Here is a 15,990-nt window from a genome sequence, read left to right on the forward strand (position 1 = left end):
TCAGCTGCCGGTGTCCTCCTGCTTCGGGACGGCGGACAGCGCCTTGCGCAGGTGCTCGACGACGGGCCCGAGGTGCGGGTCCTGCATCAGGGCGTGGTGGCCCCCCGGGACGGTGTGCACGTCCAGGCCGCCGCGGATGAGGGGCTCCCAGCCGCGATGTGCCGGGATCGCGGCGGGGGCTTCGCCGGCGCTCAGGAGCAGGGCGGTGCCGTCGTACGGCCGGGGCACGTACTTCTCCTGGGCGAAGAGGTTGGCGCGGAAGACGTTGAAGAGGGCACGCAGCTGTGCGGGGCCGGAGTGCGCGTCGAGGATGCGCGCCCGGAGTCCTTCCTCCAGCAGGTGGGCCAGCATGGCTTCCTCACTGCCCTGGGCCAGGACGTCGTCGGAGACGGAGAGCGTCTGACCGAAGGCGTTGGCCGTGGCATGGGCGAAGGCGAGCTTCGCCCGGGTTCCCGCGTCGAAGTGTACGGCGTCCTGAGCGGGCTTCGTCAGGCTGGGGACGTAGGTGTCGATGAGGGCGAGCACGTCCACGGCCTCGCCGGCTTCGCGCAGCCGCTGGGCCATTTCGTAGGCGACGAGTCCACCCAGGGACCAGCCTCCGAGCCGGTAGGGGCCGTGAGGCTGCACGGTGCGGATGGCCTCAATGTAGAGGGTGGCCATCTCCTCGATGGACTCCGCGACGGCGCGTCCGTCGAGGCCGCGCGACTGGAGGCCGTAGACAGGCAGAGAGGGGCCGAGGCGGTTCGCCAGCTCCAGGTAGGCGAGGACGTTGCCGCCACCCGGGTGGACGAGGAAGAGAGGCCGCTGGCCGGGCTCCCCGCGCTCCATCGGGACGAGGGGTGTCCAGGCCTGCGAGTCATCGCGGAGCACCTGGGCGAGCTGCTCGACGGTGGGCTGCTGGAAGAGGACGGAGAGGGGGAGCGTCCGGCCCAGGCGCTCGCGGACAGCGGCGACCACGCGCACGGCGAGCAGTGAGTGGCCGCCAAGTTCGAAGAAGCTGGTGCGGACGCCGACGGAGCGGACACCGAGGACGTCCTGCCAGATGCGCGCGAGCTGCATCTCGAGGGCATCACGGGGCGCGACGAAGTCCCGGGCCTCGACGGCGTGGGCGTCGGGTTCGGGCAGGGCCTTGCGGTCCACCTTGCCGTTGGCGTTGAGGGGCAGGGCCTCCAGCACCATCAGGACTGACGGCACCATGTACTCGGGCAGCCGCTGCTTGAGGTGGACCTTGAGCGCGTCGCAGTCCACCGCGTGGCCGTCGCGCGCGGTGACGTAACCGATGAGGCGCTTGTCGGTGTCCGAGCCCCGAGCCACGACGACAGCCTCGTTGACGCCCGTGAATGCACGCAGCGCCGCTTCGATTTCACCCAGCTCGATGCGGAAGCCACGCACCTTCACCTGGAAGTCGACGCGACCGAGGAAGTCGAGCGTGCCGTCCTCACGCCAGCGGGCCTTGTCGCCCGTGCGGTAGAGGCGTTCGCCAGGACTGGTGGCAAAGGGGTGCGGAACGAAGCGCTCCGCGGTCAGGTCCGGGCGGTTGAGGTAGCCCCAGGCCAGGCCCTGGCCACCGACGTACACCTCACCCGCGACGCCCACGGGCACGGGGTGCAGACGCGCGTCGAGCACGTAGACGGTGGAGTTGGAAAGCGGGCGGCCAATGGGCACCGCGCCCTCCACCACCGAGTCGCGGTGCATGGTGAAGGTCGCGGAGAAGGTGGTGTTCTCCGTGGGGCCGTAGCCGTTGATGAAGGTGGTGCCTTCGGGGATGCGCGAGAGGTGCTCTCGCACGCGCGCGGCGGGCAGCACGTCGCCACCAGCAAGCACCTGACGCACGCCTGCAAGGGCTTCGCCCTGGTGCAGGGCCATATGCTCGAAGAGGGCGGCGGTGAGCCAGAGTGACGTCACGCGGTGGTGACGCAGCTGCGCGGCCAGCTCCTCCAGCGAGAGAGCGTGAGGCGGAGCGAGGACGAGCTTCGCGCCATGCAGCAGCGCGCCCCAGATTTCGAGCGTGGACGCGTCGAAGGCGACGGGGGCGAACTGGAGCCAGACCTCGTCCGGCCCGAAGCGCATGAACGAGTTGCCGAGCACCAGCCGGGTGATGCCCCGGTGGGGCACGGAGACGCCCTTGGGGCGGCCTGTGCTGCCCGAGGTGAACATGACGTAGGCCAGCGCCTCGCCATCCACACGGACATCGGGCGCATGCGTGGGCAGCGCGGCGATGACGTCGCGCTGCGCATCCAGCCAGACGCGGGTACCGGAGGCAGGCAGCAGCAAGGCGAAGGGCTGGTGAGTCAGCGTTACGCTGACGTCGGCGTCCTCCAGCAACGTCGCGATGCGCTCCACGGGAGCGTTGCGGTCCACGGAGACGAAGGCCGCGCCTACCTTGAGGATGGCGAGCAGCGCGGTCACCATTTCGAACGAACGCTCGACGGCGAGGCCGACGCGTGCACCCGGGACGACGCCCAGCGAGCCCAGGTGATGGGCCAGCTGGTTCGCGCGTGCATCCAGTTGCGCATACGTCAGCGAAGCGTCTCCCAGCACCATCGCGACGGCATGAGGCGTGCGCAGGGCCTGCTGTGCGAAGTGGACATGGACGGGGATGTCCGTCGGGCTGACGGCAACCGTGTCGTTCCACTCCACGAGGATGCGCTGGCGTTCCACTCCCGTCAGCAACTGCACCTCGGTCATGGCCTGTTCAGGCTTCGCGGCGACGGCCTCCAGCAGCGTGCGCAGGTGGCCCGCCATCCGCTCGATGGTGCTCCGCTTGAAGAGGGCGGTGCTGTACTCGAGCGTGCTGAGCAGGCCTTCAGTGCCTTCGGTGAAGAAGACACTCACGTCGAACTTCGACGTCGAGTGGGTTGCCTCCAGGCCTCGCAGTCGGAGGTCCGGCAGGCGCACGTCCTCGGTGGGCACGTTCTGGAGCGCCAGCAGCGTCTGGAAGAGAGGCGTGTGGCTGAGGCTGCGAGTGGGCTGCAAGGCTTCCACCAGCTTCTCGAAGGGCACATCCTGGTGCTCATAGGCTTCCAGCACCGTGGCGCGTACCTGCTGGAGGAGTGTCCGGAAGGACTGGTCCTCGTCCACCTTCGCGCGCAGAACGAGCGTGTTGACGAAGAAGCCGATGAGGCCTTCCGTCTCCGCGCGGGTGCGCCCGGCGATAGGCGAGCCCACGCTGACGTCGTCCTGGCCCGTGTAGCGCGCCATGAGTCCCTGCCAGGCGGCCAGTAGCACCATGAAGAGCGAGCCACCTTCCCGGTGAGCCAGGCCGCGCAGGGCCTCCGTCAGCTCACGCGACAGGGGGAAGCTGAAGGTGGCACCCGCGGTGCTCCGGACAGCGGGACGAGGGAAGTCGGTCGGCAGCTCCAGCACAGCAGGCGCGCCGGAGAGCTTCGTTTCCCACCAGGCCACTTCCTGCCGCAGCGTCTCGCCGGAAAGCGTGCGGCGCTGCCAGTCGGCGTAGTCCGCGTACTGCACGGAAAGGGCAGGAAGGGGTGTCGGCTGCCCGGCGGAGACGGCCGAGTAGAGGGCCGTGATTTCCCGCACCAGGACGCCCAGCGACCAGCCGTCGGAGACGATGTGGTGCATCGTGACGACGAGGACGTGGTCGGTTTCGCCCAGCTTGAAGAGCAGCGAGCGGAGGAGGGGGCCCGTGCGCAGGTCGAAGGGCCGGCGCATCTCCGCTTCCATGCGGGCCCGCGTCTCGGACTCGCGCTGCGCTTCAGGCACGTCCGAGAGGTCCACGATGGCCAGGGGCTGGTGGCTGTCAGGATGGATGACCTGGACCGGCGTCCCCTCCACCTGGGCGAAGGTGGTGCGCAGGGCGTCGTGGCGGCGCACGACTTCCTGCAGGGCACGCTCCAGCATGTCGGCGCGCAGGTGGCCCTCCAGCCGGACTGCGACGGGCACGTTGTAGAGCGAGCTGCCCGGCTCAAGCTGATCGATGAGCCACAGCCGCTGCTGGGCGAAGGACAACGGCAGCGGGCCGTCATGCGAGACGCGGGTGAGTTGCGGCGCGCTGGTGCGAGTGAGGCCCTTCAGGCGAATGGCGAGGGCCTCCACGGTGGGCGACTCGAAGAGGGCGCGCAGCGGGAGTTCCACGCTGAACTCGGCGCGCACGCGTGACACCACCTGGGTGGCCAGCAGCGAGTGGCCACCCAGCTCGAAGAAGGAATCCTTCACGCCCACCTGGGGCAGACGAAGGACCTCCGCCCAGATGGATGCAAGCTTCGCCTCCGTCTCTGTGCGAGGCGCTTCGTAGGTGCTGCGCGACCGCGGGGCCTCCGGCTCGGGCAGGGCCTTGCGGTCGACCTTACCGTTGGCATTGAGGGGCAGGGCCTCCAGGACGAGGAGCGCGGACGGCACCATGTACTCAGGCAACTGCTGCCGGAGATGTGCCTTCAGTGACTCGGAGTCCAGCGAGTGGCCATCGCGCGCGGTGACGTAGGCGACCAGCCGCTTATCGGCGGCTTCGCCCATCGCGACGACGACCGCGTCCTTGAGACCGGGCACACGGCGGAGTGCCGCTTCGATTTCGCCCAGCTCGATGCGGAAGCCACGCACCTTCACCTGGAAGTCGATGCGGCCCAAGTACTCCAGCCGCCCATCCGCGCGGTAACGGACGCGATCGCCTGTGCGGTACATGCGGCCGCCAGGAGGACCGTAGGGCTCCGGCACGAAGCGTTCCGCGGTGAGCTCCGGGCGCAGCAGGTAGCCGCGTGCCTGGCCTTCACCCGCGAGGTACAGCTCACCGGCGACGCCTACGGGCACCGGCTGCAACGAAGCGTCCAGGACGTAAGCACGTGTCGCGGGAAGCGGACGCCCAATGAGGGGCACCTCGTCGCGGCCGACGAGCGAGGCCGTGGAGTAGGTGGTGTCCTCGGAGGGGCCGTAGAGGTTGTAGAGCTTCTGCACCGTGGGGACTGCGTAGACCTGCTTCGCCAACGTCTCCGGCAGGGCCTCACCCGCGAGGTTGATGACACGCACGGTGGGCGGTACCGCATTCAGGCGCAGCAGTTGCGCCATGGCGGAGGGCACCGTGTTGACGAGGGTGACGTGGGAGGCGGTCGGGAGCTCCGCCAGGTGAAGGGCGTTGCGTGCCACCACCACCGCGCCGCCACTGCTCAATGGAGCGAACAACTCGAAGACAGAGAGGTCGAAGTTGAGGCTCGTCGCGGCGAGGGTTCCCTTCAGCTCCTCCGGGGTGAACGTCGCGAGCGCCCAGTGGAGGAACGAGACGGCGTTGCCATGGGAGATGGCGACACCCTTGGGACGGCCGGTGCTGCCGGAGGTGTAGATGAGGTAGGCGAGGTGCCCGGGGTGGATGTTCACCTCGGGCGCCGTTGTGGGCTGGCTGGCCAGCTCCGCATCCGAGTCGAGGCACACGGGCGTAGCGGAGGTTTCAGGCAGCGCGGCGAGCAGGTGCGAGTGGGCGACGAGGGCAGGGCCCTGCGCGTCTTCCAGCAGCCAGCCCAGGCGCTCACGCGGGTAGCTGGGGTCCAGCGGCACGTAGGCGCCACCGGCCTTGAGGATGCCGAGGGCACCGATGACGAGGTCCTCGGTGCGCTCCACGCAGAGGCCGACGCGGACTTCAGGCCCGACGCCGAGTCCTCGCAGACGGTGGGCGAGTTGGTTGGCCTTCGCGTCCACCTCCCGATACGTCAGCTGCCGCTCCGGCGTGATGACAGCCAGCGCATCCGGCGTGCGGCGCACCTGGGCTTCCACCATCGCGGGGATGCTCGGCTCACGAATCGCCAGTCCCGCTTCAGAGTTCCACTCAACGAGGAGCTGCTGCCGCTCGGATCCCGTGAGCAGGGGCAGATCGCTCAGCCTGGTGTCCGGCTTGTTCGCGATGGCCTCCAGCAGCATGCCGAAGTGTCCGGCCATGCGCTGGATGGTCGCCGCGTCGAAGAGGTCCGTCGCGTACTCCAGCGTGCCGACGAAGCCGTCCTGCCCCTCACGCAAGCCCAGCGACAGGTCGAACTTGGCGAAGTGGGCCTCCAGCGGCATGCCCTGGAACGACAGGCCCGGCAGACGCAGCGCCTCGGTGGGCGTGTTCTGCAGGACGAACATCGCCTGGAAGAGGGGACTGCGGCTCAGGTCGCGTGCGGGCTGCACCGCTTCGACAAGCTTTTCGAAGGGCAGGTGCTGGTGGTCGTACGCCGCGAGCGTCGTGCCTCGCACCTGGGCCAGCAGCTCACGGAACGTCGCGCGCGGATTCAGCTGGGCGCGCAGGACCAGGGTGTTGATGAAGAAGCCGATGAGGCCTTCCGTCTCCGCCTGGGTGCGGCCCGCGATGGGTGAACCGACGCTGATGTCGTCCTGAGCGGAGTAGCGCGACAGCAGCACCTGGAAGGCCGCCAGCAGCGTCATGAAGGGCGTCGCGCCTTCTCGCTGCGCCAGCGCCTTGAGCGCGTGAGAGACCGCCGAAGAAATGCGGACGTCCACGGTGGCGCCGCGGTGTGACTGCACGGACGGACGAGGGCGGTCCGTAGGCAACTCCAGCGCGGCGGGGGCACCGGCCAGCTGCTGCTTCCAGTAGGCGATCTGCGCGTCCAGGGCCTCACCCTGGAGCCAGTTGCGCTGCCACGTCGCGAAGTCCGCATACTGCATGGGCAGCGGCGCGAGCTGCGGCGTGCCTCCCGTGGTGAAGGCTGCGTAGAAGGCAGCCATCTCCCGGACGAGGACACCCATGGACCAGCCGTCGGAGACGATGTGGTGCATCGTCACCAGCAGCAGGTGCGAGTCGTCCGTCAGGCGCACCAACGTGCTGCGCAGCAGCGGGCCCCTGGCGAGGTCGAAGGGCCGCCGCGCTTCCTCGTCGGCCAGCCGCCGCGCCTCGAGCTCTCGCTCCTTCTCGGGCAGGGAGGAGAGGTCCGTGAGCGGCAGCGTCCATGCAGCCGGAGCATGGATCCGCTGCGTGGGTTGCCCCTGGTGCTCGTGGAAGGTGGTCCGCAGGGCTTCGTGTCGCTGGACGAGCGACTCGAAGGCACGACGCAAAGCCTCCACATCAACGCGTCCAGAGAGATGGAGGGCGGTGGGGATGTTGTAGGACGCATCACCGGGCTGGAGCTGATCCAGCAGCCACAGTCGCTGCTGGGCGAAGGACAACGGCCGCAGGCCGTCGTGCGAGGCCCGAGTGAGCTTCGGAGCCTGGATGCTCGCGCTTCCATGCAGCCGCACGGCCAGGGCTGCCACCGTGGGGGACTCGAAGAGTGCACGCAGGGGCAGTTCCACGCCCAGTTCCGCGCGCACGCGCGAAACCACCTGCGTGGCCAGCAGCGAGTGGCCACCCAGCTCGAAGAAGGAGTCCTTCACGCCCACCTGGGGCAGCCGGAGCACCTCCGCCCAGATGGATGCAAGCTTCGCCTCGGTCTCCGTGCGAGGCGCTTCGTAGGTGCTGCGCGACTGCGGTGCCTCCGGCTCGGGCAGGGCCTTGCGGTCCACCTTGCCGTTGGAGTTGAGGGGCAGGGCGTCCAGCACCACGAAGGTGGAGGGCACCATGTACTCGGGGAGCCCCTGATGCAGGTGGGTCTTGAGGGCTTCCACCTCCAGAGAGGACTCCGCCCTGGGCGTGACGTAGGCGACCAGCCGCTTGTCGGCGGCTTCGCCCTTGGCGACGACGACGGCGTCCTTGAGACCGGGCACACGGCGGAGTGCCGCTTCGATTTCGCCCAGCTCGATGCGGAAGCCGCGCACCTTCACCTGGAAGTCGATGCGGCCGAGGTACTCCAGCCGCCCGTCCATGCGGTACCGGACGCGGTCACCCGTGCGGTACATGCGACCACCCGGAGGGCCGTAGGGTTCCGGGACGAAGCGCTCCGCGGTGAGCTCCGGGCGTAGCAGGTAGCCCCGCGCCTGGCCTTCACCCGCGAGGTACAGCTCACCGGCGACGCCCACGGGCACCGGCTGCAACGAAGCGTCCAGCACGTAGGCGCGTGTGGCGGGCAGAGGCCTGCCGATAAGCGGCACCTCGTCACGGCCGACGAGGGAGGCGGTGGAGTAGGTGGTGTCCTCGGAAGGCCCGTAGAGGTTGTAGAGCTTCTGCACCGTCGGGACGGCGTAGACCTGCTTCGCCAACGTCTCCGGCAGCGCTTCACCCGCGAGGTTGATGACACGCACGGTGGGCGGTACCGCATTCAGGCGCAGCAGTTGCGCCATGGCGGAGGGCACCGTGTTGACGAGGGTGACGTGGGAGGCGGTCGGGAGCTCCGCCAGGTGCAGTGCGTTGCGTGCCACCACCACCGTGCCGCCGCTGCTCAACGGCGCGAAGAGTTCGAAGACGGAGAGGTCGAAGTTGAGGCTCGTCGCGGCGAGGGTTCCCTTCAGCTCCTCCGGGGTGAAGGTCTCAAGGGCCCAGTGGAGGAAGGAGACAGCGTTGCCATGGGAGATGGCAACGCCCTTGGGACGGCCCGTACTTCCGGAGGTGTAGATGAGGTAGGCGAGGTGCCCGGGGTGGATGTCCACCTCGGGCGCCGTGGTGGGCTGCTTCGCCAACTCCGCATCCGAGTCGAGGCACACGGGCGTCGCGGAGGTTTCAGGCAACGCGGCGAGCAGATGCGAGTGGGCGACGAGGGCAGGGCCCTGCGCGTCTTCCAGCAGCCAGCCCAAACGCTCACGCGGGTAGCTGGGGTCCAGCGGCACGTACGCACCACCGGCCTTGAGGATGCCGAGGGCACCGATGACGAGGTCTTCGGTGCGCTCGACGCACAGGCCCACACGGACTTCAGGCCCGACGCCGAGTCCTCGCAGACGGTGGGCGAGTTGGTTGGCCTTCGCGTCCACCTCCCGATACGTCAGCTGCCGCTCCGGCGTGATGACAGCCAGCGCGTCCGGCGTGCGACGCACCTGTGCTTCCACCATCGCTGGGATGCTGGATTCCCGCGGCGTCTGCGAAGCGAGCGGATTCCACTCAACGAGGAGCTGCTGCCGTTCGGCCTCCGTGAGCAGGGGCAGGTTGCCCATCCGAGCATCCGGCTTCGCGGCGATGGCCTCCAGCAGCACGCCGAAGTGTCCAGCCATGCGCTGGATGGTCGCCGCGTCGAACAGGTCCGTCGCGTACTCCAGCGTTCCGACGAAGCCGTCCTGCCCCTCACGCAAGCCCAGCGACAGGTCGAACTTGGCGAAGTGGGCCTCCAGGGGCAGGGCCTGGAACGACAAGCCCGGCAGGCGCAGCGCCTCGGTGGGCGTGTTCTGCAGGACGAACATCGCCTGGAAGAGGGGACTGCGGCTCAGGTCGCGTGCGGGCTGCACCGCTTCGACAAGCTTTTCGAAGGGCAGGTGCTGGTGGTCATACGCCGCGAGCGTCGTGCCGCGCACCTGGGCCAGCAGCTCACGGAACGTCGCACGTGCATCCACTCGGGCGCGCAGGACCAGGGTGTTGATGAAGAAGCCGATGAGGCCTTCGGTCTCCGCCTGGGTGCGGCCCGCGATGGGTGAACCGACGCTGATGTCGTCCTGAGCGGAGTAGCGCGACAGCAGCACCTGGAAGGCCGCCAGCAGCGTCATGAAGGGCGTGGCGCCTTCTCGCTGCGCCAGGGCCTTGAGGGCCTCCGAGGTGTGCTTGGAAACGCGCACCTCCGCCATCGCGCCTCGGTGGGACTGCACAGGCGGGCGCGGGCGATCCGTGGGCAGTTCCAGCGCGGCGGGGGCACCGGCCAGCTGCTGCTTCCAGTAGGAGATCTGCGCGTCCAGGGCCTCACCCTGGAGCCAGTTGCGCTGCCACGTCGCGAAGTCCGCGTACTGCATGGGCAGCGGCGCGAGCTGCGGCGTGCTTCCCGTGGTGAAGGCCGCGTAGAAGGCAGCCATCTCCCGGACGAGGACACCCATGGACCAGCCGTCGGAGACGATGTGATGCATCGTCACCAGCAGCAGGTGGGAGTCGTCCGTCAGGCGCACCAACGTGCTGCGCAGCAGCGGTCCCCTGGCGAGGTCGAAGGGCCGCCGCGCTTCCTCGTCGGCCAGCCGCCGCGCCTCGTCCTCTCGCAGGGCTTCGGGGTGGGTAGAGAGGTCCACGAGCGGCAGCGTCCAGCCCTCCGCGGCGCGGACGGTCTGGGTGGGCTGCCCCTGGTGCTCGTGGAAGGTGGTGCGCAGGGCTTCGTGTCGCTGGACGAGCGACTCGAAGGCGCGGCGCAGGGCCTCCACGTCCACGCGTCCTGAGAGCTGGAGCGCGGTGGGGATGTTGTAGGACGCATCGCCCGGCTGGAGCTGATCCAGCAGCCACAGCCGCTGCTGGGCGAAGGACAACGGCCGCAGGCCGCCCGCGTGAGCCTGGGGGCTCGGGGGCAGTGGGTGACGGCTCGGCGTGCTCCCCTGGATGCGCTCCGCGAGCGTAGCGACCGTGGGGGCTTCGAAGAGGGACCGCAGCGGCAACTCCACGCGGAAGGCGGACCTCACGCGCGAGACGAGCTGGGTGGCCAGCAGCGAATGGCCGCCGAGCGCGAAGAAGTCGTCCTGGATGCCGACGCGCTCCACGCGCAATACCTGCGTGAAGAGGGCCGCGAGCTGCTCCTCCGTGGGGGTGCGCGGCGCGACGTAGGTCGAGGCGAGCGCGGTGCCCTGAGGCGCGGGCAGGGCCTTGCGGTCCACCTTGCCGTTGGTGTTGAGCGGCAGGGCCTCCAGCACGATGAGCGCGGAGGGCACCATGTACTCGGGCAGGTGCTGCTTGAGGAACGCACGCACCTCCGTGGCGTCGAGCGACTGGCCTTCTTCCGGGACCAGGTACGCGACGAGCCGCTTGTCACCGGGCACGTCCTCGCGCGCCAGCACCACGGCAGCGTGCACGGCGGGATGTCCCAGCAAGCGGGACTCGATCTCGCCCAGTTCGATGCGGAAGCCGCGCACCTTCACCTGGAAGTCCGCACGGCCCAGGTAGTCGATCATCCCGTCCACGCGCCAGCGCACCACGTCGCCGGTGCGGTAGAGGCGGGCACCGGGCGTGGAGGAGAAGGCGTCGGGGATGAACCGGTCCGCCGTCAGTTCGGGGCGGTTGAGGTAGCCGCGAGCGACGCCTTCGCCGCCGATGAAGAGCTCACCGGCGACACCGACAGGCACCGGGCGCAGCGTGCGGTCCAGCACGTAGACGCGCACGTTGGGCAGGGGCCGGCCGATGGTGGGCGTGGGCGAAGCGTCGAAGGCGCAGGCGGTGGCGTCGACGGTGCACTCGGTGGGGCCGTAGACGTTGAAGACGCGCGGGCGCGGGACTTCGGCCAGGTGACGCCACGTGGCCGGATCCACGGCTTCACCGCCCACGAGGACGCGACGGGGGATGGACTGGCTATGCAGCAGGCCTTCATCCACCAGCAGGCGCAGGTGCGCGGGCGAGCAGTCCAGGACGTCCAGCGCGTCCTGGCCAATCCGGTGGACGAGCTCACGCACGTCGGCGCGGGCCTCATCCGGGACGATGCAGAGGGTGTGGCCGTCGAGCACCTGGATGAGCTGCTTGACGGAGGCATCGAAGGACAGCGGCGCGTTGACGCTGACGCGCTCTCCAGGCTGAGCGCCCGCGTGCACGGTGGCGGCGAGGGCGACGCGCAGGTTCAGCACGGAGCGGTGCTGAATCATCACACCCTTGGGACGGCCGGTGCTGCCCGAGGTGTAGATGATGTACGCAAGGTGCTCCGGCGTGACGTCCGTCTTGGGCGCGTGCGAGGGCTCAAGAGCAAGGTCCGCGACATCGGAGTCCAGGCAGATGTCATGCGCGACATGCGGAGGCAGTGAGTCGCGCAGGCGCTGCTGGGTGAGGACCACCGGGGCGCTCGTGTCCACGAGGACGTGAGCCAACCATTCACGGGGATAGCTGGGGTCGATGGGGACGTAGGCGCCTCCGGCCTTGAGGGTGCCGAGGATGCCGACGAGTGCTTCCACCGAGCGCTCCACGCAGAGCACCACGCGGACATCGGGGCCAACGCCCAGCTTCACCAGCCGGTGGGCGAGCTGATTGGCGCGCGTGTCCAGTTCACGGAAGGTGAGCTGCTCATCGCGGCAGATGACGGCCAGGGCTTCGGGCGTGCGGAGGGCCTGGGCGGCGAAGGCCTCATGGAGGCAGAGGTCACGGGGGAACTCAGCACTCGGGCCGTTCCAGTCGACAAGCAACTGCTGACGCTCCTGCGCGGTGAGCAGCGGCAGGCTCGCGAGCGTCGCGTCCGGCTTCGCGGCGATGGCCTCCAGCAACACGCCCAGGTGGCCCGTCATGCGCTGCACGGTGGACACATCGAAGAGGTCCGTGGCGTACGTCAGTGCTCCGACGAAGCCCTGGGGCGACTCCTGCAGCGTCAGCGTGAGATCGAACTTGGAGGACCGGGTGTCCACCGCGACGGGCTGGAAGGACAGCCCGGCCAGACGAAGCGCTTCGGAAGGCGCGTTCTGCAGGGAGAACATCGCCTGGAAGAGCGCGCTGCGGCTCAGGTCACGCGCAGGCTGGAGGACCTCCACCAGCTTCTCGAACGGGACGTGCTGGTGCTCGTAGGCCGCGAGCGTCGTGCCTCGTACCTGGGAGAGGAACTCGCGGAAGGTCGACTGCGGCTGAACGTGGGCACGCAGCACCAGCGTGTTGACGAAGAAGCCGATGAGGCCCTCGGTCTCCGCCTGGGTGCGGCCCGCGATGGGGGTGCCCACGCTGATGTCATCCTGCGTGGAGTAGCGCGACAGCAACGCCTCCCAGGCCGCGAGCAGCACCATGAAGGGCGTCGCGCCCTCACGCTGGGCCAGCGCTTTGAGTGCCTGGGAGACCTGAGGCGGAATGTGCACGTCCACCGTCGCGCCTTGGCGTGACTGCACGGGCGGACGCGGGCGGTCCGTAGGCAGGTCCAGCGCGGACGGTGCCCCGGACAGCTGCTGCTTCCAGTAGCCAAGCTGCGCGTCCAGGGCTTCACCCTGGAGCCAGCCTCGCTGCCACACGGCGAAGTCCGCGTACTGCACGGGCAGCGGCGGAAGGGCCGGAGTGCTTCGCGAGCTGAAGGCTTCGTAGAGGGCCGCGACCTCGCGAACGAGGACGCCCATGGACCAGCCGTCGGAGACGATGTGGTGCATCGTCACCAGCAGCAGGTGCGAGTCCTGTCCCAGCCGCACCAATGTGCTGCGCAGCAGCGGGCCCGTGGTGAGATTGAAAGGACGCTGGGCCTCCGTGGCCGCCGCGCGCTGAGCCTCCTCTTCGCGCTGTGCCTCAGGGAGGACGCTCAGGTCGATGAGGGGCAGCTCCCAGCCGGAGGGCGGCTGGATGCACTGCGACGGCTCGTCGTGCTCGGAGGAGAGCGTGGTGCGCAGCGATTCGTGGCGCTCCACCAGCGCCTCGAAAGCCTGACGCAGGGACTCCACGTCCACCGGGCCTGTCAGCCGCAGGGCGGTGGGGATGTTGTACGAGATGTCACCGGGCTGGAGCTGATCCAACAGCCAGAGCCGCTGCTGGGCGAAGGAGAGCGGGATGGCTCCCTCGCGCGGCGAACGCAGCAGGGGCGGAGCACGGAGCGCGGCGGACGGGGCTCCCGCGAGCTTCGGCGCGAGGCCTTCGACGGTGGGGGCCTCGAAGAGCGCCCGCAGCGGCAGCTCCACGCGGAACGTGGCTCGCACGCGCGAGACGAGCTGGGTGGCCAGCAGGGAGTGGCCGCCCAGGGCGAAGAAGTCATCCCGAATGCCGATGCGCTCCACGCGGAGGACCTCGGCGAAGAGGGCTGCCAGCTGTTCCTCGGTGGCGGTGCGCGGCGCGACGAAGACGGAGCTCCGAGGCGTGTCCGAGGGTTCGGGCAGGGCCTTGCGGTCCACCTTGCCGTTGGCGTTGAGGGGCAGGGCCTCCAGCACCATCAGGGCCGACGGCACCATGTACTCGGGCAGCCGCTGCTTGAGGCTTGCCTTGAGGGTTTCTGGATCCAGCGACTGGCCGTCGCGCGCGGTGACGTAGCCGATGAGGCGCTTGTCCGCGTCCGTGCCTCGGGCCACCACGATGGCCTCGTTGACACCCGGGAAGCCACGCAGCGCTGCTTCGATTTCTCCCAGCTCGATGCGGAAGCCGCGCACCTTCACCTGGAAGTCGACGCGACCGAGGAAGTCGAGCGTGCCGTCCTCGCGCCAACGGGCCTTGTCGCCCGTGCGGTAGAGGCGCACACCCGGCGAAGAGGCGAAGGGATGGGGGACGAAGCGCTCCGCGGTCAGGTCCGGGCGATTGAAGTAGCCCCAGGCGAGGCCCTGGCCTCCGACGTACACCTCACCCGCGACGCCCACGGGCACGGGGTGCAGGTGCGCGTCGAGCACGTAGACGGTGGAGTTGGAGAGCGGCCGGCCAATGGGCACCGCACCCTCCACCACCGAGTCACGGTGCATCGCGAAGATGGCGGAGAAGGTGGTGTTCTCCGTGGGACCGTAGCCGTTGATGAAGGTGGCGCTGGAAGGAAGCCGCGTCAGGTGCTCGCGCACGCGATCCGCGGGCAGTACGTCGCCACCGGCGAGGACCTGACGCACACCCGCGAGGGCATCACCCTGGTGCAGGACCATCTGCTCGAAGAGAGCCGCGGTGAGCCACAGGGCTGTCACGCGGTGGTGGCGCAGCTGCGCGGCCAGCTCCTCCAGGGAGAGGGCGTGAGGCGGAGCGAGGACGAGCTTCGCGCCATGCAGCAGCGCGCCCCAGATTTCGAGCGTGGACGCGTCAAAGGCAACCGGGGCCGCCTGGAGCCAGACCTCGTCCGGTCCGAAGCGCATGAAGGAGTTGCCAAGCACCAGCCGGGTGATGCCCCGGTGGGGCACGGAGACGCCCTTGGGACGGCCCGTACTGCCCGAGGTGAACATGACGTAGGCCAGCGCCTCTCCGTCCACGCGGACATCGGGAGCGTGGGTCGGACGCGCGGCGATCTCACGAGCCTGCGCGTCCAACAAGACGCGTTCGCCGGAGGCAGGCAACAGCGAAGCGAAGGGCTCGTGCGTCAGCGTCACGCTGACGTCGGAGTCCTCCAGCAGGGCGGCGATGCGCTCCACGGGGGCGTTGCGGTCCACGGGAACGAAGGCCGCGCCCACCTTGAGGATGGCGAGCAGCGCCGTCACCATCTCGAACGAGCGTTCGATGGCGAGACCGACGCGCGCACCCCGGACGACACCCAGCGAGCCCAGGTGATGGGCCAGCTGGTTCGCGCGTGCGTCCAGCTGCGCATACGTCAGCGTGTCATCTCCCAGCACCAGCGCCACAGCGTGAGGCGTGCGCAGGGCCTGCCGGGCGAAGTGGACGTGGACGGGGACGTCCGTCGGGCTGACGGCCGCCGTGTCATTCCACTCCACGAGCAGCCGCTGACGTTCGTCCGCTGTCAGCAATGGCAGCTCGGACACGGGCAGCTCGGGCTTCGCGGCGACGGCCTCCAGCAGCGTGCGCAGATGGCTGGCCATCCGCTCCGCGGTGCTCTGCTCGAAGAGCGCGGTGCTGTACTCCAGCGAACCGACGAAGCCCTGAGGCGAGTCCTGCATCATCAGGGAGAGGTCGAACTTGGCGGAGCGTCGGTCGGAGGTGATCTGCTGGAAGGTGAGGCCAGGGATCCGCAGGTCCCCGGTGGGGGCGTTCTGCAGGCCGAACATCACCTGGAAGAGCGGGCTGCGGCTCGCGTCCCGCACGGGCTGAAGCGACTCCACCAGCTTCTCGAACGGCAGGTGCTGGTGTTCGTAGGCCGCGAGCGTCGTGCCGCGCACTTGAGCCAGAAGCTCACGGAACGTCGCGTGCGGATTCACCCGGGCCCGCAGGACGAGCGTGTTGACGAAGAAGCCGATGAGGCCCTCGAGCTCCGCCTGCGTGCGGCCCGCGATGGGCGTGCCCACGCTGACGTCGTCCTGGCCGGCGTAGCGCGACAGCAGGAGCTGGAATCCCGCGAGCAGCACCATGAACGGCGTGGCGCCCTCACGTCGGGCCAGGGACTTGAGGGTCTGTGAGGCTTCCGGCGAAAGCTGAAGGGCGATGACCGCGCCCTCGTGGGACTGCACGGACGGCCGAGGCTTGTCCGTCAACAGCTCCAGCGCGGCGGGCGCACC

1 protein-coding gene (cut by a window edge) is annotated in these 15,990 nt (G+C 69.2%); it reads right to left on the reverse strand.

The features are described from left to right. Positions 1–15,990, reverse strand: the 3' portion of a protein-coding gene (locus JYK02_RS07255; protein WP_207050171.1) for a non-ribosomal peptide synthetase. The gene runs 13,359 nt beyond the window's last position; 15,990 of the gene's 29,349 nt are visible here — the last part of the coding sequence; its start codon lies off the right edge, out of view — the gene reads right to left on this strand; the stop codon is at positions 1–3.

The sequence above is a fragment of the Corallococcus macrosporus genome (genome assembly GCF_017302985.1).
Lineage (GTDB): Bacteria > Myxococcota > Myxococcia > Myxococcales > Myxococcaceae > Corallococcus > Corallococcus macrosporus_A.